This window comes from Mycobacterium gordonae, from assembly GCF_001417955.2.
Taxonomy (GTDB): Bacteria; Actinomycetota; Actinomycetes; order Mycobacteriales; family Mycobacteriaceae; genus Mycobacterium; species Mycobacterium gordonae_B.
Genome location: NZ_LKTM01000135.1, coordinates 50769 through 72399, shown reverse-complemented (window position 1 = coordinate 72399; position 21631 = coordinate 50769). Strand labels below are relative to the sequence as shown.

Genomic DNA, 21631 nt, shown 5'->3' with positions numbered 1-21631 from the left:
CGGCGGGCATGGTGGTCAGGGCGGTAGCGGTGCCGGGCAGTGGCTGGGCTTCGGGGGCGCGGGCGGGGTAGGCGGTGCTTCGCTCGGCGGGCACGGCGGTCCGGGTGGATACGGAGGCGACGGCGGCGCGTTCTTCGGCGTAGGCGGTGCCGGAGGTGGCGGCGGTGCCGCGGGCGCCGGCGGCGTCGGCGGGGTTGGCGGACTAGGTGGCCTCGGCGGCATCATCTTCGGACTCGGCGGCGCCGGCGGCAACGGCTTCGGCGACGCCACCCTGGCGGTCGGCGGCAACGGCGGCCAGGGCGGTTACGGCGGCTTGCTCTTCGGCATCGGCGGTCACGGCGGCAACGGCGGCATCGGCGCCACTCCGGGGATCGGCGCGCCCGGGGGCTTTGGCGCTTACCTCCTGGTCGGGCCTAATGGGGCGCCGGGGGTGACGCCCGGGTGAGTTTGTTGGGCGGGAGCCGACTTACTGGCCGGCGTTCTGCGCCAGGTCGATGGCGTACTGGCTGACGAAGTGTCCCGCCGAGGCGCCTCCGTTGCACGACCCGTCGGACTCACCGGGACGCTTGATCCACAGGTAGGCGTCGGCGTGCCCGCCCGCGGTCGCCGTGGTGGGCGGGGTGCCCAGGGCGCGTCCGGACGGATTGCACCAACTCAGCGCGGAGTCCGGTGCCGGTCCGGCGCCGTTGCGCGACGTGTCGATCACGTAGTGCGCGCCGCCTGTCATCCCGGAGATCGCCTCGCCGTAGCCGGTCTCCTCGTCAGTGCTGAAGAAGTTCGAGACGTTGAGGCTGAACCCCCGGGCGTGGCCGACACCGACCTGGTTGAGCCGGTTGGCGATCTCCTCGGCGCTCAACCAGCGCGAGTGTCCACCGTCGACGTAGACCGCGGCCGCCGGGTCGCGGGTCAGCGTGTCCACCGCGTAGCGGATCAGGTCGAAGCGCTCCTGGCGCTGGTCAGCCGACAGGCAGTCGGCCATGTCCAGGGCGTCGGGTTCGACGATGATCGCCGCGGGCGAACCGCCGAGACCGGACGAGATGCTGTCGATCCACGCGCGGTAGTCCGCGCCTGACGCGAACCCGCCGGAGGCGTAGCTACCGCAGTCGCGATGCGGGATTCCGTAGAGCGCGAAGATCGGCATGCTGCCCGCGGCCTGCGCCGCGCCGGCGTAAGACGCGACCCGCCCGCCGACCGAACCGGCCGGGAACGCCTGGTCGAGCCAGTAGGCCTGCGGTGTGTTGGCGATCGCCGTCAGCTGCGCACTGCCCGGATTGGCGTTGTGCGCCCCCATGGCCGCCGACGCCGGGTCGACGTAGAAAGACTGTCCGGCCAACGGGTTTGACGAATCGACCAGACGCATCGCCGGGGCGGGCGTGGTCTGCGTCGAGCCCGCCAGGCCCATCGCAGCGACGGCCGCAACCGTCAGGAAAGGAGCGATCCACCGGGAAACTGCACCTGCAGCTGTTGACGTCACGCCAGTAAAATAATGCCGAATTGTGATAATCGCCAATCGTCGGCAACAGCTGTCACTCAGTGCCCAGTGAACTCATCCATCGAGTTGTAGACGCCGACGCGCCGGAGGTAGAAGTCGCGCAGCCGGATCGGCAACACCGCGCTGAGCACCTTGTTCATCTTCGACGTCCACGGTATGACGACGAACGGGCTGCCCTGCAGCATCGCCTTCCAGGTCTCGGCGACGACGTCTTCCTGCTCGAGCATCGGGGTGAACAGGATGCCTTTGGCGCCGTCGAACATGCCGGTGTTGATGTAAGTCGGGCACACGGTGGTGACCTTGACCCGGTCGTGACCGGCCTGTTCGAGCTCGAGTCGCACGGAGTCGGAGAACCCGATCGCCGCCCACTTGGACGCGGCGTAGGCGGCCATCCGGGGAATGGCATTCAGCCCGGCCGACGATGCGATGTTGACCAGGCGGCAGTCGGTGCCGGCCTCGATCATCGCCGGCAGAAACTCCCGGGCCACCAGCATGGGGCCGATGGAATTGACTTCCACGGTGAGCATGAAGTCGCGCGGCTCGTTCTCCCAGAAGTAACCGTTGCCGCGAACGATGCCGGCGTTGTTGAACAGCACGTGGATCGTGCCTACAGCCCTGCGGACCTGCGCTGCGGCCTCGGCGACCCGCTCCTGCGCCGTGACATCGACGGTGTCGTAGTGAATGGTGACCCCGGCCGCCTCCAGCTCGGTCGCGGTCTCCTTCAACACGGTCTCATTCGCGTCCCAGAGGGTCACCGAAGCAGCGCCCTCCTTGACTGCCCGCGTGGCGAACAGCTTGCCCAGGCCCATGGCGGCGCCGGTGACGAGAACGTTCTTCCCCTTGACGGATTCCATGACTGAGCTCCTCTGGGCATCTTCGGTGAAGCGATCGGGTAGCTCTTACCGTTCTATCTCATCGGCCGCGATGGCTGTACCGCAGCGATGAGTTTGGCGGCGCTGACCGGTCTGACGTTCTGAGGGCAATAACCGCGCCGAATATGGAGAAGTCATGGGCCACATCGATATTGAGTTGTTCGCCACCCTTGACCTGGTGGGCCAGGCACCCGGTGGACCCGACGAGGACCCGGTCGGGTTCCCCTTCGGCGGGTGGCAGGCGCCCCTGGTGAATGAGGTCAGCGGGGCGCAGGTCGCCGCCGCGTACGAGGGCACGGACGCGCTGCTGCTCGGCCGGCGGACGTATGACATCTTCGCCGGCTACTGGCCGCACCAACACGACGGAGCGATCGCGGCACTCTTCAACGACGTCCCGAAGTACGTGGCCTCGCGCGGGCGGCCCGATCTGTCGTGGGACGGATCCACCCACCTCGGTCCGGACCTGGCCACGGCGGTGCGCGAACTCCGGGATCGACACGAGCGCGTCAAAGTGGTGGGGAGCTTGAACCTGGTGCAGACCCTGCTGCGCGAAAGGCTCTTCGACCGCCTCGACCTCTGGGTACACCCCATCACCCTCGGCGTCGGGAAGAAGGTGTTCGACGGCGGCACGGTCCCGACCAACCTGACACTGCTCGAACCACCGGCAGCCGGCCCCACCGGCACGGTGTACCTGCGTTACGGGCTGGCAGCCGGCACGCCCACGACGGGAGACATGAGCGCTTCCGACCCCGGTCGTCAGGCCGGCCGATAGCCCGCGAGGAACACTCGCACGCCGGCCTGCACGTGGTGGTCGACGTCGATGGCGGACTCCACTGCCGGGCCGCCGCAGAACAGCGCCCGGTCGATGCATCGCCCGACCACAAGGAACGCGAAATGCTCTGCGGCAGTGGCTGGTTCGGGAACATCCAACAGACCGCGCTGATTCAGCCGGGCAAAGCAGTCGGCGAAAGCCGAGAGCATCCTGTCCGGAGCCCGCTCGTAGTACAACGCGGCAAGCTCGGGTAGTCGGTTGGCCTCCCCGACCACCAACCGGCGCAACTGCACCACGTGTTCCTGCAGCACGGCGTGCAGGTAGTCGGCGGCGAACGCGGTCAGATCCCGCTCCAGGTCGGTGGTTTCGGCGAGGATCGACGCGCGCTCCACGAAGGTTGCGACCGTCGTGTCCAGGGCGTCGTTCACGATGGCCATCAGCAACTCGTGCTTGTCACCGAAATGCTTGTAAACCGTCTGCTTGGAGACGGCGGCAGACGCGGCGATCGCGTCGACGCTCGTTCCCTGATAGCCGTTGCCCAGGAAGAGGTCGCGGCCCGCGGACAGGATGGTCATGCGCTTTCGCGCCGAACGGCCGACTGGGTCGGGCATCGCCTCCCTCTCTACCGGTACTGGACAGTCTAGTTCTGTAGTACTGTACGGTCTAGTTCTACTATCTCACGGAGGGCCGCCATGACCGCCACCGATTGCCCGCCCCTTCCCGAACGGATCACCAAATCGCTGCTCGGATACGGCGTCATCGCGGGTCCCGTCTACCTGCTGTCGGTCGGGATTCAGGCGGCGGCCCGCGAGGGATTCGACCCGACCCGGCATGCCGCCAGTCAGCTCGCCAACGGCGACCTCGGATGGATACAGATCGCGACGTTCCTGGTCACAGGTGCGATGACGGTTGCGGCTGCCGTCGGAGTCGGCCGGGCACTCGGGCGTGGCCGCCGCTGCGCGTGGGCGGCCGGCCTGCTCGGCGGTTACGGGCTCGCGTTGATGGTCGCCGGTTGCTTCCGCGCCGACCCATCGGACGGGTTCCCGCCGGGTACGCCGCCCGGCGTCGGTCAGCCGAGTTGGCACGGGATGGCACACTTCGCCGTCGCGGGCATCGGCTTCATCTGCCTGGTCGCCGCGTGTTTCGTGCTTGGCGGGTGGTTCGCCCGGTTGCCTGACGGCTCCGGGTGGGCGTGGTTCTCGCGCATCACCGGACTGGTGTTCGCGGGCAGCTTCCTCGCGCTGGCCTCCGGATCCGGCGGCACCGCGGCGATTCTGGCCTTCACCGCAGCGGTCGTCATGGCCTGGGCCTGGTTGTCGGCGGTGTCGGCCAAGCTGTACCGCAGCGTCGGCCACCCGTAGCGGCGCCGTTTGCCGACAACCGGCGCGATAGTGTGCTGGGGTCGGCCTCGACCAACAAGCCGATAGAACAGTTGGGCGAACATTCATGACCGCAGCGGCAGAGGCATCGACGCTCGAATCTCGGGTCGGCCATTACTACCAGATGGATTACACCTACGAGGTGGGCCGCGAGAAGGTGCGCGAGTATGCCCGCGCGGTGCAGGACTATCACCCCGCTCACTGGGACGTCGACGCCGCGGCGGAACTGGGTTATTCGGGGCTGGTGGCCCCGCTGACGTTCACGTCGGTTCCGGGCATGACGTGCAATCGCCGCATGTTCGAGTCGGTGGTGGTCGGCTACGACACCTACCTGCAGACCGAAGAGGTCTTCGAGCAGCACCGTCCGATCGTGGCCGGCGATGAGCTGAGCATCGACGTCGAACTGACGGCGGTGCGCAGGATCGCCGGACGGGACATGATCACCGTGACCAACACCTACACCGACACGGCCGGCGAACGGGTGCACACCCTGCACACGACGGTCGTCGGCATCACCGCCGAGGACTTCGATCCGGCGGTCAAGGCCGCGGTGCAGAAGGCGATGATGCACGACGTCAACATCCTCGACACCGATCAATCCGACGCCGACTATGTGAAGACGGTGCGTCCCGAGGGTGACGTCCGGATCGCCGACGACCTGGCACGCAAGCCCGGTACCCCGTCGTTCGACGACCTCAAGGTCGGCGACGAGCTACCGGTGCGCCACACCAGACTGTCCCGCGGCGATCTGGTCAACTACGCCGGTGTGGCCGGCGACGCCAACCCGATTCACTGGGACGAGACGCTCGCCAAGGCGGCCGGGTTGCCCGACGTGATCGCCCACGGCATGCTCACCATGGGCCTGGGCGCCGGATTCGCCTCCGCATGGACGGGCGACCCCGGTGCGGTCACCCGCTTCGCGGTACGCCTGTCTCAGCCCGCCATCGTCTCGGCCATCGACGGAGCGGACATCGAATTCAGCGGCCGGATAAAGTCTTTGGACCCAGACACCCGCACCGGCGTCATCATCGTCGGCGCGAAATCCGCCGGCCGGAAGATCTTCGGCCTGGCGACGTTGAACGTGCGGTTCAGCTAGGGGCGCGGCCTCACCCCCTCAGCGGGGTGCGGACGCCCAGGACCGGTTGCCGGCGTCTGCCGTGGCTCCACCCGCGGTCCCATGGCCAATGGCGGCGGTCGTCGGTCCAGACCAGTTGAAACGCGCGAATAGGCGCATCGCGTAACCGAACCGCGAATGTCAGGTGCACGTCCGGGTGATCGACCTCGACGACTTCGAGCAGTAACTCGCCCTGGAGGTCGATGTGCTCCGCCGGCTGTACCACCATGCCGTCGTCGGCAATGTAGTGCGCGACCGAGTTCAGCACGTGTGCCGACTTGCGCGGCTGCAGACCGGTGATCAGCAGTTCGGGCAGACCGCGCAGGGACAGGCCGACCGTGTAGGCAAATGGTCGTGATTCGTCTTCGACGAACTGCACCGCCCATCCGTGATCCGCGATGATCGTGCGTAGCACGTCCAGGTAGTCATCGATGGTGGCGTGGGGGTTGTCGCACTGCCAGCACATATCCGCACCTTTCTCCGGTAGTTGCCACCAGCATTCACGCACCCACTGACATGTCCGGAAACCTCTCGCGGCCAATGCAACTCGATGATTTCGGTGGTCCGCCTACCGCTCGCCCGGCGATGGCCGCTAGGTCCTCGACGCCCATCGCGCTAGGGTCCGATCAGCAGCATCTTCACTGCGTCCCGCGAGAGAGGAACAACCCTCCATGAGCCGATCCTCGACCACGATCGACCCTGCCGCGCCGGTGCTGGTCACGGGGGCCAGCGGTTACATCGGCAGTTGGATCGTGCGTGCGGTGCTCGAAGCCGGCCACACCGTCCACGGCACGGTGCGCAACCCAGACAAGAAATCCGGCCTCGAGCATCTGCACAAGCTGTCAGCCGACCATCCCGGCCGGTTGAAGCTCTTCAAAGCCGACCTGCTTGAAACAGGCAGCTTCGACGAGGCGATGAAGGGGTGCGAGCTCGTCATGCACACCGCGTCGCCGTTCCTCATCTCCGGTTTCACGGATGCCGAAGAGGCGCTGGTCCGCCCGGCACTCGAGGGCACGCGGAACGTGCTGGACTCCGTCAACCGCACCGAGAGCGTCAAGCGGGTGGTGCTGACCAGCAGTGTGGTCGCGATCTACGGTGACGCCCGCGAGTCCCAGGATGTGCCCCACGGCGTTTTCACCGAAGAGCACTGGAACACCACCAGCAGCGCCGACCATCAGCCCTACCCCTATTCCAAGACGGTGGCAGAGCGGGAGGCCTGGCGTTACCAGCAGGAGCAGGAGCGCTGGGACATGGTGACGATTCATCCCGGGTTGGTGCTGGGTCCGTCGTTGACCAGTGCCAGCGACTCGGCCAGCTTGAGCACGATGAAGCAGTTCTTCGACGGCACCATGCTCGCCGGGGCGCCCGACATGGCCACCGGCGTGGTCGACGTCCGCGATGTTGCGGATGCCCACCTGCGCGCCGGCTTCACCCCCGAGGCACACGGACGCTACATCGCCAACGCCGACACGCTGACCTTCCTGGAGATCGGCAAGATCCTGCGCCGGCGGTTCGGCCCGTTCTACGCGTTCCCGAGGACGACGGCGCCCAAGGTGGTCTTCAAGGTCATCGCCCCGGTTGTCGGACTAACCAGAAAATTCGTCGACCGCAACGTCGGTTACCCTCTGGCATTTGACAACACCCGCAGCAAGAAGGAACTGGGTCTGACGTACCGGCCGGTCGAACAGACCATCACTGATCACTTTCAGCAGATGCTGGACGATGGCCTGGTGCAACGGATTCCCGGACTCTCCAAGCTCTAGTCGGCCTGCGCTACCGCTTCCTGGATGAGTTGGAAGCGCGACGTGATACCGAGTTTGGTGTAGACGTGCGAGAGGTGGGCCTGCACCGTACGCGGTGACACGAAGAGGCGGGCAGCGATGTCTTTGTTGCCCAGGCCCTCCGTAGCCAGTCGGACGACGTCCAGCTCGGCCGGGGTCAGGGACTCCCAGCCGCTCGACGCGCGTTTGCGTTCGCCGCGGCCGCGCTGGGCGTAGGCGATCGCCTCCTCGGTGGTGAGTGCGGCGCCTTGAGCCCATGCGGCGTTGAAGTCATCTTCCCCCAGCGCATCTCGCAATTCAGCGACCGTGGACTCGTAACCAGACTGGTGAATCTTGAATCGCACCAGTGCCATACGCTGGCGGCAGCCATGCGCGGCGCCCAACAGCCTTGCGGCTCGCGGACTGTCCGACCGGCTCAGCTGGGCGAAGAATTCGAGTATGTCAGGTAGATGGAGGTAAACTCCGTTCTCTGTTGAACGGGACAGTGCGTCATGAGCGTCACGCTCGGCCTGTTCGGGAAACCCCTGTGCCGCAGCTACTCTGGCCCGCGATAGATATGCGATCACGGAATACCAGCCCTTTGCGACGGCTACCGCGTCGTCCGCCCAGGCGCGCGCCAGATCGAGTTCGCCTCGCAGTCTGGCTGCCTCGACCGCGTTGAAGGCACGTTGCGCCACGGCATTCTCCGGTTGAGCAAGGTTGAGATATCGCCAGGCCGCATCGCTGGCGGCGTGTGCGGTTGCGACATCGCCGCCGGCCAGTGCTGCGGCGGCCAAGGTCACGCTACCCATCCCCAGGAAGTATTCACCGACATCCGGGGCGACCTGAAGCGCCGCTTCGGCAGTGCGACGCGCCGCGCTCACGTCGCCGGCGTACGCCTGAGCGACGCCCAGGCCCATGAGCGCCAGCGGCTTGTGAAATTCGTCGTGCGCCGCTTCACAGTCCGCCACCGTGGCGCTCAGTTGTGGTACGGCGGCCGGCAGATCGCCCTCCATCAGGTGTGCCATCGCGAGACTCAGGCGGCACTGACGTGCATCGAACTTGTTTCCCATCGCGTCAGCGAGAAGATGCCCCTCCTCGGCGGCGGCCCTGGCTTCGATTGGGTCACCAACTACGACAGCGGTATTCGATCGCCGAGCGAGGATATGACTCAGCCTCCAGTTGTCACCGCTGGCACGGGCAAGGACGGTCGCCTCTCCGAAGTAGGCCCGGGCTGCCTCACCATCGAAATCGGCACCGCCCGCGCCGACGCCGCAGGCCGTCAGGACCCGCGCCAGCAGGGCTGGATCGTCGAGCTCGCGCGCGATCTCCAGCGCCCGCTGCGCCGGACTCACGCTGTAGCCGACGAACGTGATCAGCGTGGCTTTGTCGGCGAGGGCGCGGGCCAGGGTCGCGGGCTCGACCGCCGGGGTATCAACATCGTCGGCGAGCGCTGCATCGAACCAGGCGCACCCTTCCAGGATGCGTCCCCGGCTGTGCCACAGGGGTTGCAGCGACGACGCGAGATTCAACGCGTGCTCGTTGTCCGCGTTCTCCAGGCACCAGCCGAAAGCGCCTCGCAGGTTGTCCATTTCGGTCTCGGCCTGCTGCATTCGCCGCTCATAGTCGGTGCGTCCCGGAGCGTCGAGTAACCCAGCTATTGTGGTGTAGTGATCGCGGTGACGATCGCGGGTGTGGTCGGCCTCGCCGGAGTCGCTCAGTTTCTCCAGTGCGTATTGACGCACCGTTTCCAACAGCCGGTACCGGGTCCGGCCTCCCAAGGTCTCGGCTACGACGAGGGACTTCTCGACGAGCAGGGTCAGTTGATCCATGACTTGGTGGCGCTCGATGTCGTCGCCGCTGGCAACACCCTGTGCGGCATCGAGGTCGAATCCCCCGAGAAACACTGCCAGCCGGCGGAATAGGACGCGCTCGGTCTCGGTCAGCAGCGCGTGCGACCAATCCACCGACGCGCGTAGCGTCTGTTGACGGCGCACAGCGATTCGCGAACCACCGGTCAGCAATCGGAAACGGTCATGGAGCCCGTCGACGATCTCCGTCAGCGACAGCGTCCGCACCCGCGCCGCCGCGAGTTCGATCGCCAGTGGCATGCCGTCGAGGCGGGCACAGATTTCGGCTACCACGACGGAGTGCTCGTCGGTCATGGCGAATCCGGTGCGCGCTAACCGCGCGCGGTCGGCGAACAATGAGATCGCGTCGTCGGCCAGCGCCAGCGACGGCACCTGCCAGGTCGCTTCACCGGTCACCCCGAGCGCTTCACGACTGGTGGCCAGCACCGTCAATCCTGTTGCCGATGATAGCAATTCGGCGACCAAGCGAGCGCTCGCGTCGAGCAGGTGCTCACAGTTGTCGAGCACGATCAGCAGCTGGCGGTCGCGGATGAACCGCAGCATCGTGTCCATTGCAGAACGGCCGGGCTGGTCCGGTAGACCAAGCGCGCGTGCGGCCGTCACCGTCACCACATCGGGATGGGTGATCGGCGCGAGGTCGACGTAGTAGATGCCGTCGCGGAAGTCGTTGGCCATCTCCGATGCGACATGCACGGCCAGCCGCGTCTTGCCCACTCCGCCCGCCCCCGTCAAAGTGACCAGCCGGTGGGCTGTCAATGCTTCTCGCAGGTCGGCCATTTCGGCTTGGCGGCCAACGAAGTTCGTGAGCTGGGCCGGTAGGTTGTGGGTTCGGATGGCCGCGGGTGTGCGCAGCGGCGGGAAGTCGTTGCGCAGGTCCGGATGCGACAGTTGCACCACGCGTTCGGGTCGGGGCAGATCGCGCAGCGGATGGCTGCCGAGATCTGTCAACCACGCGTCCCGGGGTAGCTGGTCGACGACCAAGTCACTTGTCGTGGCCGACAAGACGGTCTGTCCTCCGTGGGCCAGGTCGCGCAGCCGCGCCGTGCGGTTGATGGCCGGCCCGACGTAGTTGTTCTCGTCGCGTAGTCGTACCTCGCCCGTATGCACGCCGATCCGCAGCGTGATCGGCGCCAGGGGCGCGCGCTGCAGATCAAGAGCACAGGCCACCGCGTCCGACGCCATGGCGAAAGCGATGACGAAGCTGTCGCCCTCGCCCTGCTCAACCGGCCGGACCCCGTCGTGTGCGGCGACCCCCTCCGCCAGCGCCTGATCCAAATGCGCGATAGCCGCTGCCATCGCGTCGGGCTGGTTTTCCCACAGTTGCGTCGAGCTCTCGACATCGGCCAGCAGTAGCGTCACCGTTCCGGTTGGCAGCTCGCTCATGGCCACGTCGCTCCAGTCGATTTCGCTCATGGTAGCCAGGATCCTGCGGTGGTTGGCGCGAAACATCAGCCATTTGGCTAATACGGTCGGCGCCCCGGCGTGGACTTGTACGCGTCCGCGTGGGGTATAGGTTTCGGCATCTCGGCCGATGCCGACTGACCGGCGCGCTCGGATAGTCGACGCCATGACCATCGACATGCAGATTCCGGCGATTTCCTATGAAGACGCACCGGATCCCGAGACAGCTCACCGCATCCTGCGGGAGGCGCGACAGCAATCACCGATCGCGATGAGCCCCTACGGCCCCGAGGTTCTCAGCTATGACCTGGTGCGGACCGTCCTGCGCGATTCCCGCTTCGCCATGCCGCAGGGCGCCGGCCTGGTGGTGCAGGGCATCACGTCAGGCCCGGTCTGGGACCGGGTGACGAAACTTCTGATCAGCCTCGACGGCCCCGCACACCACCGGCTGCGCCGGCTGGTGTCGCGGGCGTTCACTCCGCGTGCCGCGCAACGGATGCGCGGGGCATGCGTCGAGGTGATCACCGAACTGGTCGATGCCTGTTCGGCCGGCCGCTGCGATGTCGTCGCGGACATCGCCCGGCCCTATCCGGTGCCCATCATCTGTGCGTTGCTTGGTGCACCCCCGGACGACTGGCACCTGTTCTCACGCTGGTCTGACGACGTCAGCAAGGCCTTCGGGGTCAACGTCGCCGAGGACGCGCCGGCGATTCTGCGCTCCTGGGAACAACTCGAGTCATACGTCGAGGGCTTGATCGCCGCACGGCGACAGTGCCTGACCGATGACCTGATCTCCCAACTGATCCGCGTCGAAGACGACGGCGATCGACTGTCGCACGACGAGTTGGTCAACCTCGCCGTGATCCTGCTCAACGCCGGAACGGACACCACCCGCAACCAGTTGGCGGCCGCCGTCCAGGTGCTGGCCGACCATCCCGACCAATGGGCGCTGCTCGCCGAAAACCCGGACCTGGCGCCGCAGGCCGTAGAGGAACTGATCCGGCACACCCCGATCGCCTTCGCCACCGTGCGCGTGGCGACCCAAGACGTCGACCTCGACGGCTTTCTCATCCCGGCGGGCACGTGCCTCATGGCGAATACCGCCGCGGCCAATCGGGACCCGGCGGTCTACGACGATCCGGACCGCTTCGATATCACCCGGACGGCGCCACCGGCCATCCAGACGTTCGGCGGCGGCGTCCACTACTGTCTCGGTGCGCACCTGGCACGAGTCGAACTCATCGAAGCGCTGCGGGTGATCACCAGCCGTATCCGGGCACCGCGCCGGATCGGTGCCGTGCCGTGGAAGCCGATGGTTGGAATATCAGGTCCGACGAGGCTTTTGATCGAGATTGAGCGCTGACTATCGGGCGCGAGTGACCGCAAAATGCCGGCGGCAACGGCGTGTCGCCGACAACACGCGCACGCTCGCGCCAGGCGCACGGCGGTTCTACTTCGGTGGCATCCGGATGCCGCCGTCGACGCGGACGACCTCGGCGTTCATGTACGAGTTGGTGATCAATTCGATGACCATGGAAGCCAATTCGTCGGGCTTGCCCAGCCGGTGCGGAAAGAGCACGGACTGGCCCAGTTTCGCCTTAAAGGCCTCGGAGGCTTCACCCTCGCCGTAGATCGGGGTGTCGATGAGGCCGGGCGCCACGGTGTTGACGCGGATGCCGACCGCCGACAGGTCACGCGCCACCGGCAGGGTCAAACCGACGACTCCGCCCTTGGAGGACGAGTAGGCCGCCTGCCCGATCTGGCCGTCGAAGGCAGCGACGCTCGTCATGTTGACGATGGCGCCGCGCTCGCCGCTCTCGCCCGGTTCGTTGCGGCTCATCGCCGTGGCGGCCAGTCGGATGCAGTCGAACGTGCCGACCAGGTTGATCGCGAGCACCTTCTTGTAGGCGTCCAGATTGTGCGCAGAAGCGAATTCGCCGTCCTTGCCGATGGTGCGCTGCGCCCACCCCACACCGGCCGAATTCACCAGCGCCCGCAGCGGACCGAGGTCGACCGCGGTGTTGACCGCGTCCTCGATCTGCTCGGTGTTCGTCACGTCGACGCTGACGAACACGCCGCCGATCTCGTGCGCCAGTTCCTGTCCACGCTCTGCCTGTAGGTCGGCGACGACGACCCGGGCTCCCTTGGCGGCGAGCTGGCGGGCCGAAGCGGCTCCGATACCCGACGCACCACCGGTGACAATTGCGCTAGCTCCGTTGATATCCACGCGGAGAACATTACGTGTTGCCGCGTTGGTGCCTCCCGGGCCGTCACAAACCTTGTCCGAAGAATGCCGTTGGGCTTAGTGTCGCGGGCAAATGACAACCGCATCTTCAGTTCCCACTACCCGGCAGGTTCGCGTCCATTCGCCAGGGACTGTAGCCGTCGATCGCGTAGACCTGGCGTCCTGCGGTCCGCGCGACGCGCTGGTCGAGGTGCATGCGTGCGGTATCTGCGGCAGCGACCTCACCTATATCCGGCTGGGAGGCCTGGCCGGACCGGGCGGGGAGCCGATGCCACTCGGCCACGAGTTCGCCGGGGTGGTGCGGCAGGTCGGAGCCGAGGTCACCGGAGTGACTCCGGGCCAGCGGGTCGTGGTGCATCCCGGCAACGACGCTGCGGGCCGCATCGGCGGCGGCAGCGCCGCCGGTGGTCTCGCTGACGTGGTCCTGGTCAGGGATGCGGCCGCCGGGGGCCGGCTCATCGCGGTTCCCGACGACATGCCCCTGGACGTCGCCGCGCTCGCCGAACCGCTCGCGGTCGGGATGCACGCCGCCGAGCAGGCGGATGTCGGTCCAGGCGACACGGTCGCCGTGTTCGGTTGTGGTCCAATAGGTTTGGCCGCAATCAGTGCGCTGGCCGATCGCGGGTTCACGGAGATCGTCGGAGTGGACCCCTCGGCGGAGCGACGACGGCTTGCCGAGGAGCTGGGAGCGTCGGCGTCGATCGACCCGACCCAGACGAAGGTGTGGCGCGAACTGGCACGTCTGCACGGAACCCGCGCATTGGCCTACGGGCACGCACCGGCCACGGACGCATACATCGAAGCGTCCGGGTCGGACGCGGTGCTCACCGACATCATCGACCGATCTGGACCTCGGGCACGGATCAGCGTGGTGGCGTTGCACTACCAGGCGGTCCCGGTCAACTTCCTGAACGTCCTGATGAAGGAGCTCACCATCCGCGGCTCGATGGAGTACCCGGCCCGGTTCGGGGACGCCGTCGACCTACTCAGCCGCCGGGACCTTTCGGCGCTGATCACTCACCGGTTCCCGCTCGACCGGGTCGACGCGGCATTTGAACTGCTCGGCGAAAGCCGCGAGTGCGGCAAAGTCATGGTCACCGTTTCCTGACGAGGTGGCCGCAAGCTGACGTCACTTGAACGTCAAGCGCAAGAATTCCCGCCGTCGCGCGAGCACGCTGGGCAGCCACGGACCGACCTCGGCAGCGTCGAACCATTCGGTGCGGTCCAGCAGCATCCGCAACACCGTCGTGGCCTCCAGCCGCGCCAGCGGCGCGCCCAGACAGAAGTGGATGCCCTTACCGAAGCTTGTGTGCGCCTTGCCGTTTGGGCGGTCTAACCGGAACTCGTCCGGAGCCTCGAAATGGTCGGGATCGCGATTGACCGCGCCCCACAGCAGCAGGACCTTCGAGTCCTTCGGCAGCGCGGTACCCGCCAGCTCGGTGTCTTCCAGAACGTGACGGTAGTGCGCCCGAAACGGCGGCTCCAGCCGCAGCGTCTCTTCGATGAACGCCCCCAGCAGATCCGGCTGGTCGCGCAGTTTGCGCTGCAGCGGTGCGTCGGCGGCCAGGATGTTGACCGCCGTGCCAAGCAGCGATGCGGTCGACTCTCCGCCCGCGCTGAACAGCGAGATCAGGATCAATTGCGCGGTGAAGGCGTCGAGGTCACCGGCCGCACGCGCCCTTGCCAGCGCGCCGATCAGGTCGTCACCCGGATTGGCGGCAGCCTGCTCCATACGCGTGGTGATGTAGCCGCTCAGCTCGCCGATGGCGGCCATCGACGCGGCCAACTCCTCCCCCGACATCAGTCCATCGAGCAGTTGCGTGCTTGCGTAACCCCATCGCGCCAGCTGGTCGGCGTCTGCTTCGGGGACACCGATCAGCTCGGCGACGATCATCATCGGCAGCCGGTTGGCGACGCCGTCCATCCACTCGATGGTGCCGTCGTCTGCCGCCGTGGCCCACAGGCTTTCGAATGTTCGAACTATCAGGTCCTGGAAGGCCTGCACCCGTTTGGCGGTGAACTGGCCGATCATCAACTTGCGGTGCGCGGCGTGCACCGGGTCGTCGGCGGTGACCAGGATGTGGGTGCGGCCGCCCACGCCCTCCATCGGGAATGGCGTCACCCCTTTGTCTGGGCTGAACGTCATCGTCGCGGTGAGATTGGACGAGAAGACCTCGGGCCGGTTGACCACACCGGTGATCGCCGGCCAGCTGCTGGCGAGGTAGAAATCCGAATCCCCGACGCGGTGGACGCCGCCGTCGGTGCGCAGCCTGGCGTACAGGGGGTAGGGATCCTGAATGGCCGCGTCGCTGAAGAACTCGGCCGGGTCTATCGAGGCGGTCATGGCGTGGACGGTAGCAACTTCCGGTCCGGTCGGGACACGATCGTCGACATCCACAGAACTGTTCGCAGAGCTCCCCCTTGGCACGCGCGTCAGCCCCGCCGGGCCAGGCCGCGTTTTCTGCCTGCTTTAAATGAGGTTCGGCAGAACCGCCGGCGGTCCTTGGACCAGGGCCAGTTCCTTCAGCAGATCTTGCGCCGACTCGCCACGACGCAGCCGCTGCAGGTACGTTCCGGGATCAAGTTGTACTCCAATGGGATTGGCGGCAAAGCGCTCCGACCGCAGATACTCGTTGCCTTCCTCGTTTGAGGCGAAGTTGTCGACCTGCAATTCGATCCAGTTGCCGTCCGGGTCGCTGTAATAAAGCGATGAGGTCGTTCCATGGTTCACGCACCAGATGGGGAGGATGTCCTGCGATCGCAACTCATCGTAGGTGTCGAGCAGGTCGCCCAGCGTGTCGTAGGTGAATGCGACGTGCTGCAACCCAGTCGACATGGGCGGAGGCTTCTGAGCGCCGGGCATCTCCCCGATGGCGATCCGGTGGTGTTCATCGTCGTAGGTGAGGAAGCACAGGAATTCGTTCTCGAATTGCACTCGGGCACTGAGCACTTTGCAGTACCAGTCGCGCATCACGTTGCGCTGGCCGGACGCCAGGACGATATGGGCCAGCTTCTGGGGCGCGGGCATGATGCCTCCTGAGATTCATGACGAACGGCCGCGTCGTTGCGGGTCGTCACCGCGCCGGCAGCCGCTCCCCGGTTCGCAGGACAGTCTGCCAAGAGTTTGACTGAGAGTCAATAATTGATCGCGCCGGTTCAGCGCCCCGCCAGGGGTCGTCCCAGCGCTGTCTCGACGGTTGAGATCCCCACTGCGCTGGCGGCCGCGGCTGTCACGACGTCGAAGACGAGGTCGACCACGCGATCAATGGACAGGTCCTGATCGTGCGTCAGCCAGTGGACGGTGAGGGCGTTCACAAAACCCATGCAACCGCGCAGAGCGGCCTCGAGCGCTGCGGGCTGGTCGTTCTCCGGCAGGTTCAGCATCCGTACGAGTGCCTGGGCACCGGAGGTCTGATTCGCTTCGGCGATCTGACTGGTCTGCGGGTCGACAGGGCCGGAATGCAACATTCCGATCATCAGGTGGGGGTGGGCGCGAAAATATTCAAAGTGTCGCCGCGACATCCCCTTGATCTGCGCTGTTACGTCCCCGTCGGACGGCAACGGCTGGGTGAGCGAATCCAGATCCCGCTGGACCATCGCAAGCGCGGCGAGGTACACCCCTCGCTTGCCGCCGAAGTAGTAGGACACCAGGCCGTGCGCCGCCCCGGCCTCGCTCGCGATGTCGTCGACCGAAACGTCGTCGTACGGGTGTTGCGAAAACAGTCGGAGCGCCGCGATCGTCAGCTGTTGTCGTCGGTCGGCTTTGGACGCAGCCTTGGAGCCGGCGGTGGTGGATGTACGGCCAACAGGTCGCTTGCTGTCGTCGCTGCGGCGCGTCGTCTTCGCCGGCGATTGTCGAGGCACAGGCGAAACCGTACACCGGGGGCCGGCCGCCCAGCACGTCTCCGCTGCCGACCCGCGACGATATTGACTTTCAGTCAAGTTTGGTTAGGCTGCCGGAGAGCACCAGGCACTGTTGATAGGAGCCGCGCCCGTGCAGAATCAAACGTCCCCAGCCAACTCCCTGCTGGAGCAACTGCACGCGCAGACGGCGTGCCAGGACCTGATCTATCGGTTCGCATTCCACATCGATTCGGGCGAGGCGACCAAGAACGTCGACTTGTTCACCGAAAGCGCTCAAATGTGCCTGGCGGAAAGCTTTTTGAGCGGCCGCGGCCAGATTCGGATGGCGATGGCCGCGCGGGAGGCCGATGTCGCACGCAAGACACGCCACCAGGTCACCAACATCGTTTTTGAACGAACCGATGCAGACTGCGCGCGGGCGCGGTCCCTGCTCTTCTTGTATGTACTGGGTGGCGACGAGGAACTCAGCGCGCACGCCATCACCGCATTCGACGACGAGTTCAGGCGTGGGGCAGACGGACAGTGGCTATTCTCCCGTCGGAACGCCACCATTCTGGCGGGATCTCGCTGAAATGCTGCAGCTGTTTCGTACGACTCAGGGAATTGCGCGCGCTGACGGCGAAGAGCTTGCGGTCCTGGATATTTCGGGGCGGCCGAGCATCGCGCAGTTGCTCGCGGACACCCTTGCTGACGTGTCAGGAATACCGGTTCGTGCTCGCCTCGCGATGACTGACGCCGTTCTGCGCGCACCGGTAGATTCGGCTGGCCGGATGTTTCTGCTCGGGCTCAACTACCGAAGCCATATCAAGGAGGTCGGTTTGCAGGCTCCCCCGCGCCCGATCGGCCTTCCCATTCCGTCGACGGCACTTTCAGGTCCGTTCGCTCCTATTGTTCTGCCTCCGGAAGCCCCCAATCACGTCGACTATGAGGGCGAGATCGCCATCGTCGTGGGTCGGCCGTGTCATGCGCTCTCCCAGGGGTCCGGGTGGGATCACATCGCCGGAATGTGCGTCGCAAATGACGTCTCCGCGCGTGATATTCAGCATCAGGGCACCCGTGATGGACAGCTCGTCGACATCGCAGCGATCGTACGGGCCAAGTCGTTTTCGTCGTTCAAACCGCTGGGCCCCTGCATCGTCACGGCGGACGGTGTCAGGGATCAAGGCGCGCTCACTGTTGTGACTCGCGTCAACGGCGATCAGCGTCAACACGGTTCGACTGATGACATGGTCTTCGGTTTCGGCGAGATTGTCGAGGCGCTGTCCCATCAGACCGAATTGCATTGTGGTGACGTCATTCTGACCGGCACGCCGGCGGGGGTTGGAGAGACCGGAGGGCGCTTCTTGAGCGCCGGCGACGTGGTCGAAGTCGACGTCGCTGGTATCGGCACCATTCGCAACCAGGTGACTGCCGCGCGTCCTTAGCCGAGAGGGCCGAACCGAGTGATGGTTCTGAACGCGCGTTGTCCGAGCTCAACCCCTCCCTGGCCGCTGATGGGCACGACCGGTGGTTACCGTGGTCGCATGGTCGATGCCGCCAACCGTCGGGGAGTCACGAACTTCGTCGCACTGGGCTTGTCATTGCTGGCGGTCATGCTCACCGCCGGTGTGGGTGGTCTCGCCGCCAACAGCGCCCAGCAGTACGGCCGACTGCGGCAACCGTCGTGGGCTCCACCTTCGTGGCTGTTCGGACCGGTGTGGACCACCCTCTACGTGCTGATGGCAGTGGCGGCCTGGTTGGTGTGGCGCAGCGGACCCTTTGGCGTGACCCGGACTGCGCTGGCCGCCTACGCCGCGCAGTTGGCCCTCAATGCGGCCTGGACGCCGCTGTTCTTCGGACTCCGCTGGCGTGGAATCGCGTTGATCGACATTTCGATTCTGTGGGTAGTCCTGGTCACCACTGTCGTGTTGTTCTTTCGCCGTAGCGCCGCGGCCGGATGGCTGCTGGTGCCCTACCTGCTCTGGACCACGTTCGCGCTCTGCCTGAACGTGTCCGTGTGGCAACTCAACCGGTGAGACGTCCGGTCCTCATCTCACCGGTCACTGCCTGACAGGGCGCGGCGCGGCCGACCCGTAGGACCTTGCGGTCGGCGCGACGAAAGTCGAGTACCCCGATACTCAATCAGAGTTGAGGACCCTGCCGAAGACTCGGGTTTCACAGTCAGCAGTGATGGGGGTTCCACCATGACCAGCTTTATGACGGCTCCGCCGGAAACGATTTCTGCCCTGCTGTTGTCCGGTCCCGGATCGGCACCGATGGCGGCGGCCAGTGGGGCCTACGCCTCCCTCGCCGAGTCGTTGGAGGAGTTGGCGGGGTCCTTCTCGTCGGTGATCACCGGCGTGGCGGGTGAGGCGTGGGCGGGCCCCGCCGCTGCGGCGATGGTGAATGCCGCCGCTCCGTATACGGCGTACTTGACTGAGGCCGCAAGCCACGCCGCGGTTGCCTCCCGAGCGGCGGAGATGGTGGGTAGCGCGTTCGATTCCGCGCGGGCGGCGGTGGTGCATCCATTAGCGATCTTGGCCAACCGCAATGCATTTGGACAGCTGGTCCGATCGAATTGGTTCGGGCTGCTAACGCCGACGATCATGGCCGCCGAGGCGCAGTACGAAGCGATGTGGGCCACCGACGTCGAGGCGATGGTCGGCTATCACGCCGGAGCGGTGGCTGCGGCGCAGCAACTGCCGAGCACGCTGGCGCAGTTCGTCCAGAACCTGCCCAACTTGGGGTTCGGCAACAAGGGCAACGGCAATATCGGCAGCGGCAACACCGGGTCGGGGAACATCGGGATGGGTAACAGCGGCGACGGCAACAGCTCGCTCACGTCCGCGCAATCGGGCTACCACAACGTCGGTGGTGGCAACCAGGGCAACAGCAACATCGGCGCCGGGAACGTCGGTAACGGCAATTTCGGCTTCGGTAACAACGGGAACGGGAACATCGGTTTCGGTAATGGCGGCCCGGCCGACTTGAACAATCCGGACTTGTACACCTTTCACGCGGGCCGGGGCAACAACAACATCGGTATGGGTAATACGGGCAACGGCAATGTCGGCCTGGGCAACAGCGGCGACGGGAACATGGGTGGGGGCAACACCGGCAGCGGGAATATCGGGGCCGGGAACTTCGGCCACGGGAACTTCGGGTTCGGCAACACCGGTAACAACAACATCGGTATCGGGCTCACCGGCGACAACCAGGTGGGCATCAATCTGGCCGGGCTGCTCAACTCCGGTAGCGGCAATATCGGCTTCGGCAATTCCGGCCACAACAACGTCGGTTTCTTCAACTCCGGCGACGGCAACATCGGCATGTTCAGTTCCGGCACGAACACCGTTTTCCCGGGGCAGCTCAACAGCTTGGGGGTCGGGAACTCCGGCACCGGGAACCTCGGCGTGGGCAACGCGGGCGCCGGCAATGCTGGCTTCTGGAACTCGGGCCTGCTGAACACCGGCTTCGGTAACGGCGGGTCGATCAACACCGGCGCCTGGAACGGGAACAACGTCAACACCGGCTTCCTCAATTCGGGCGAGACCAACACCGGCTGGGGCAACTCGGGTCACTCCAATACCGGCGCCTGGAACGCCGGCACCCTGAACACCGGTTTCGGCAGTGCCGTCGATCAGGGTTCGGTTGCGGTCGGTGCGACGGGTAACTCGGGATTCTTCAACGACGCTCGCGGCGGGGCCTCAGGTTTCGGAAACAGCGCCGACCCGCAGGCCTGGTTCGAGAGCGGGAGCATGTCGGGTTTCTTCAACACGGCCCGCGGCGGTGCGATCATCAACGGGGTCAGCTCCGGCTTCTTCAACACCGGCCTCACCGGCGCCATCGGCGGCTTCCCGGCCGGCTGGTTCAGCGGCTTCAATTCGGGCCTGTTCAACTCCGGCATCGCCAATTCGTTCATGTTCAGCCTCAGCCAGCTGGCGATCCGACCGAACTGAGCGTGAACGGACGCAACGGGCCCGAACTGACCCGGCAGCAGTGGGATAAGGCATACCGCCAGGTGAAGTAGCCGTAACCTCCATCACCGTCAGAGGAGAGTTCCTCCAGACAGCCAGGAACCTTTTCTCATCGAGGCTTCTCATTTGGCCGTGGATGAGCCCCGCGACGGTGCCAAAATGTAACTCGGCTACCAGTGGCGGCAGGTGCTCTGTCCGGGGGCGGGGACGTCGATCGCGACCGCGCTGCGGTGGGAAGGCTTCGCCGGCTAGACGTCAACCTGCTTCTCGGCGACGACCCGCCGCGGTAAACCTCTCTGCGACCTCAGCGCCGCTTCGCTTGCCTAGGTCTCTCGCGAACGGCGTCGCTTAGTTGGCGGCCGGGGAATTTTGCAAGGTCTAGCGTAGGCGGAATGGGTTTGTTCAGTCATGAGGAGTTCCGGGACCCGGCCGACGGCGTTCGTGGCGGCGCTAGTGGTGGAGTTGTTGAGCGAGCTCGGCGTGCTGAGGTGGACGAGTACGGGGTGGATGAACCTGTGGTGGTGGGTCCGGGGTTGCCGCCTGAGGATGGTTCGTGCGGTCAGTTCGCTGTGCAGTTTCACGTGTCTACGTCGATGCTGGTCGGGCTGAAACGCATTGCCGATATGCGTGGCGTGAGCGTGCCGGAGGTGTGCCGGCAGGTGATCGGTGTGTTTGTTGCCCAGCAGGAGGGTGAGCTGGGGGCATTGCTTGCCGCCGAGGCTGAGGCGGCTGATTACCGGCCGAGTTTGGGTCAGGCGTAGTCGCGCCCGCCGTAGGGGCGCCGCCTGGAACTGCTCGTTGCTCCGATGACGGGTACCCCCGAATAGCTGTGGCGCTCAAGGGCTCCAAATAGGTAGTCAGATCGTGGGTCGCGCTTCAGGGCCGATCGCGATCGCCGAGGGCGC

At 65.8% G+C, this 21631-nt stretch carries 20 protein-coding genes and 1 pseudogene; 12 read left to right on the top strand and 9 right to left on the bottom strand.

Features of this window, described 5'->3' with window-relative positions; genetic code table 11:
• Positions 1-445, top strand: a pseudogene (locus AO501_RS37980) (hypothetical protein); the annotation flags it as partial.
• A 21-nt stretch (positions 446-466) separates the two neighbouring features.
• On the opposite strand, the gene AO501_RS13300 reads toward AO501_RS37980, so the two are convergent.
• Positions 467-1534, bottom strand: a complete 1068-nt coding sequence (locus tag AO501_RS13300) for a glycoside hydrolase family 6 protein (protein ID WP_231752475.1) — start codon at positions 1532-1534, stop codon at positions 467-469.
• Positions 1531-2346 carry an SDR family NAD(P)-dependent oxidoreductase gene (locus AO501_RS13295; RefSeq protein ID WP_055578172.1) on the bottom strand — a complete coding sequence of 272 codons (816 nt, stop codon included), beginning with the start codon at positions 2344-2346 and terminating at the stop codon, positions 1531-1533. The genes AO501_RS13300 and AO501_RS13295 overlap by 4 nt, the downstream gene beginning before the upstream one ends.
• A 154-nt stretch (positions 2347-2500) precedes the next feature.
• Here AO501_RS13295 and AO501_RS13290 point away from each other — a divergent pair, with 154 nt between their 5' ends.
• Positions 2501-3136, top strand: a complete 636-nt coding sequence (locus tag AO501_RS13290) for a dihydrofolate reductase family protein (RefSeq protein ID WP_055578171.1) — start codon at positions 2501-2503, stop codon at positions 3134-3136.
• Here AO501_RS13290 and AO501_RS13285 read toward each other — a convergent pair.
• The gene (locus tag AO501_RS13285; RefSeq protein WP_055578170.1) at positions 3121-3747 is read right to left on the bottom strand and encodes a TetR/AcrR family transcriptional regulator; all 627 of its coding nucleotides are present in this window, start codon (positions 3745-3747) and stop codon (positions 3121-3123) included. The genes AO501_RS13290 and AO501_RS13285 overlap by 16 nt on opposite strands.
• A gap of 81 nt (positions 3748-3828) precedes the next feature.
• On the opposite strand from AO501_RS13285, the gene AO501_RS13280 reads away from it, so the two are divergent.
• Together AO501_RS13280 and AO501_RS13275 are read left to right on the top strand one after the other, a co-directional pair.
• The gene (locus AO501_RS13280) at positions 3829-4497 is read left to right on the top strand and encodes a DUF998 domain-containing protein (RefSeq protein WP_055578169.1); all 669 of its coding nucleotides are present in this window, start codon (positions 3829-3831) and stop codon (positions 4495-4497) included.
• Positions 4498-4582: 85 nt separating this feature from the next.
• A complete protein-coding gene (locus AO501_RS13275; RefSeq protein WP_055578168.1) occupies positions 4583-5611 on the top strand; it encodes a fused (3R)-hydroxyacyl-ACP dehydratase subunits HadA/HadB in 1029 nt (342 codons plus the stop codon).
• Positions 5612-5621: 10 nt separating this feature from the next.
• Here AO501_RS13275 and AO501_RS13270 read toward each other — a convergent pair whose 3' ends face one another.
• Positions 5622-6095: a DUF4262 domain-containing protein gene (locus AO501_RS13270; protein WP_055578167.1), complete on the bottom strand. Its 474-nt coding sequence runs from the start codon at positions 6093-6095 to the stop codon at positions 5622-5624.
• A 205-nt stretch (positions 6096-6300) separates the two neighbouring features.
• Here AO501_RS13270 and AO501_RS13265 point away from each other — a divergent pair, with 205 nt between their 5' ends.
• On the top strand, positions 6301-7392 hold the full coding sequence (locus tag AO501_RS13265; protein WP_197419833.1) for an SDR family oxidoreductase: 1092 nt from the start codon (positions 6301-6303) through the stop codon (positions 7390-7392).
• On the opposite strand, the gene AO501_RS13260 is transcribed toward AO501_RS13265, so the two are convergent.
• Positions 7389-10643 carry a helix-turn-helix transcriptional regulator gene (locus AO501_RS13260; protein ID WP_055578180.1) on the bottom strand — a complete coding sequence of 1085 codons (3255 nt, stop codon included), beginning with the start codon at positions 10641-10643 and terminating at the stop codon, positions 7389-7391. The two genes, AO501_RS13265 and AO501_RS13260, sit on opposite strands and share 4 nt — an antisense overlap.
• A gap of 184 nt (positions 10644-10827) precedes the next feature.
• Here AO501_RS13260 and AO501_RS13255 point away from each other — a divergent pair, with 184 nt between their 5' ends.
• On the top strand, positions 10828-12024 hold the full coding sequence (locus AO501_RS13255; RefSeq protein ID WP_055578166.1) for a cytochrome P450: 1197 nt from the start codon (positions 10828-10830) through the stop codon (positions 12022-12024).
• Between the two features lie 87 nt (positions 12025-12111).
• Here the strand turns inward: AO501_RS13255 and AO501_RS13250 are convergent, their stop codons facing one another.
• On the bottom strand, positions 12112-12888 hold the full coding sequence (locus AO501_RS13250; RefSeq protein WP_055578165.1) for an SDR family NAD(P)-dependent oxidoreductase: 777 nt from the start codon (positions 12886-12888) through the stop codon (positions 12112-12114).
• Between the two features lie 91 nt (positions 12889-12979).
• Here AO501_RS13250 and AO501_RS13245 point away from each other — a divergent pair, with 91 nt between their 5' ends.
• Positions 12980-14014: a zinc-dependent alcohol dehydrogenase gene (locus tag AO501_RS13245; protein WP_063892864.1), complete on the top strand. Its 1035-nt coding sequence runs from the start codon at positions 12980-12982 to the stop codon at positions 14012-14014.
• A 21-nt stretch (positions 14015-14035) separates the two neighbouring features.
• Here AO501_RS13245 and AO501_RS13240 read toward each other — a convergent pair whose 3' ends face one another.
• The 3 genes from AO501_RS13240 to AO501_RS13230 form a co-directional block, all read right to left on the bottom strand.
• Positions 14036-15250: a cytochrome P450 gene (locus AO501_RS13240; RefSeq protein WP_055578163.1), complete on the bottom strand. Its 1215-nt coding sequence runs from the start codon at positions 15248-15250 to the stop codon at positions 14036-14038.
• 126 nt (positions 15251-15376) lie between these two features.
• Entirely contained in the window at positions 15377-15934 is a 558-nt protein-coding gene (locus AO501_RS13235) for a VOC family protein (RefSeq protein ID WP_055578162.1), read from the bottom strand.
• A 128-nt stretch (positions 15935-16062) separates the two neighbouring features.
• The gene (locus tag AO501_RS13230) at positions 16063-16770 is read right to left on the bottom strand and encodes a TetR/AcrR family transcriptional regulator (RefSeq protein ID WP_055578161.1); all 708 of its coding nucleotides are present in this window, start codon (positions 16768-16770) and stop codon (positions 16063-16065) included.
• 130 nt (positions 16771-16900) lie between these two features.
• Here AO501_RS13230 and AO501_RS13225 point away from each other — a divergent pair, with 130 nt between their 5' ends.
• From AO501_RS13225 to AO501_RS13205, 5 genes are all read left to right on the top strand, one after another.
• Entirely contained in the window at positions 16901-17341 is a 441-nt protein-coding gene (locus AO501_RS13225) for a nuclear transport factor 2 family protein (RefSeq protein ID WP_055578160.1), read from the top strand.
• 1 nt (position 17342) lies between these two features.
• Positions 17343-18194: a fumarylacetoacetate hydrolase family protein gene (locus tag AO501_RS13220; protein WP_055578159.1), complete on the top strand. Its 852-nt coding sequence runs from the start codon at positions 17343-17345 to the stop codon at positions 18192-18194.
• A gap of 99 nt (positions 18195-18293) precedes the next feature.
• The gene (locus tag AO501_RS13215; RefSeq protein ID WP_055578179.1) at positions 18294-18785 is read left to right on the top strand and encodes a TspO/MBR family protein; all 492 of its coding nucleotides are present in this window, start codon (positions 18294-18296) and stop codon (positions 18783-18785) included.
• A gap of 168 nt (positions 18786-18953) precedes the next feature.
• On the top strand, positions 18954-20708 hold the full coding sequence (locus AO501_RS13210; RefSeq protein ID WP_055578158.1) for a PPE family protein: 1755 nt from the start codon (positions 18954-18956) through the stop codon (positions 20706-20708).
• A gap of 410 nt (positions 20709-21118) precedes the next feature.
• Positions 21119-21487 carry a hypothetical protein gene (locus AO501_RS13205; protein WP_055578157.1) on the top strand — a complete coding sequence of 123 codons (369 nt, stop codon included), beginning with the start codon at positions 21119-21121 and terminating at the stop codon, positions 21485-21487.
• The last annotated feature ends 144 nt before the right edge of the window (positions 21488-21631 follow it).

Bases quoted from the DNA above. Each gene is read 5' to 3' on its own strand.
- AO501_RS13245 (WP_063892864.1), top strand. From the start codon at position 12,980: ATGACAACCGCATCTTCAGTTCCCACTACCCGGCAGGTTCGCGTCCAT.
- AO501_RS13280 (WP_055578169.1), top strand. From the start codon at position 3,829: ATGACCGCCACCGATTGCCCGCCCCTTCCCGAACGGATCACCAAATCG.
- AO501_RS13235 (WP_055578162.1), bottom strand. From the start codon at position 15,934: ATGCCCGCGCCCCAGAAGCTGGCCCATATCGTCCTGGCGTCCGGCCAG.
- AO501_RS13205 (WP_055578157.1), top strand. From the start codon at position 21,119: ATGGGTTTGTTCAGTCATGAGGAGTTCCGGGACCCGGCCGACGGCGTT.
- AO501_RS13270 (WP_055578167.1), bottom strand. From the start codon at position 6,095: ATGTGCTGGCAGTGCGACAACCCCCACGCCACCATCGATGACTACCTG.
- AO501_RS13215 (WP_055578179.1), top strand. From the start codon at position 18,294: ATGGTCGATGCCGCCAACCGTCGGGGAGTCACGAACTTCGTCGCACTG.
- AO501_RS13285 (WP_055578170.1), bottom strand. From the start codon at position 3,747: ATGCCCGACCCAGTCGGCCGTTCGGCGCGAAAGCGCATGACCATCCTG.
- AO501_RS13275 (WP_055578168.1), top strand. From the start codon at position 4,583: ATGACCGCAGCGGCAGAGGCATCGACGCTCGAATCTCGGGTCGGCCAT.
- AO501_RS13210 (WP_055578158.1), top strand. From the start codon at position 18,954: ATGACCAGCTTTATGACGGCTCCGCCGGAAACGATTTCTGCCCTGCTG.
- AO501_RS13295 (WP_055578172.1), bottom strand. From the start codon at position 2,346: ATGGAATCCGTCAAGGGGAAGAACGTTCTCGTCACCGGCGCCGCCATG.
- AO501_RS13240 (WP_055578163.1), bottom strand. From the start codon at position 15,250: ATGACCGCCTCGATAGACCCGGCCGAGTTCTTCAGCGACGCGGCCATT.
- AO501_RS13290 (WP_055578171.1), top strand. From the start codon at position 2,501: ATGGGCCACATCGATATTGAGTTGTTCGCCACCCTTGACCTGGTGGGC.
- AO501_RS13220 (WP_055578159.1), top strand. From the start codon at position 17,343: ATGCTGCAGCTGTTTCGTACGACTCAGGGAATTGCGCGCGCTGACGGC.
- AO501_RS13260 (WP_055578180.1), bottom strand. From the start codon at position 10,643: ATGAGCGAGCTGCCAACCGGAACGGTGACGCTACTGCTGGCCGATGTC.
- AO501_RS13255 (WP_055578166.1), top strand. From the start codon at position 10,828: ATGACCATCGACATGCAGATTCCGGCGATTTCCTATGAAGACGCACCG.
- AO501_RS13265 (WP_197419833.1), top strand. From the start codon at position 6,301: ATGAGCCGATCCTCGACCACGATCGACCCTGCCGCGCCGGTGCTGGTC.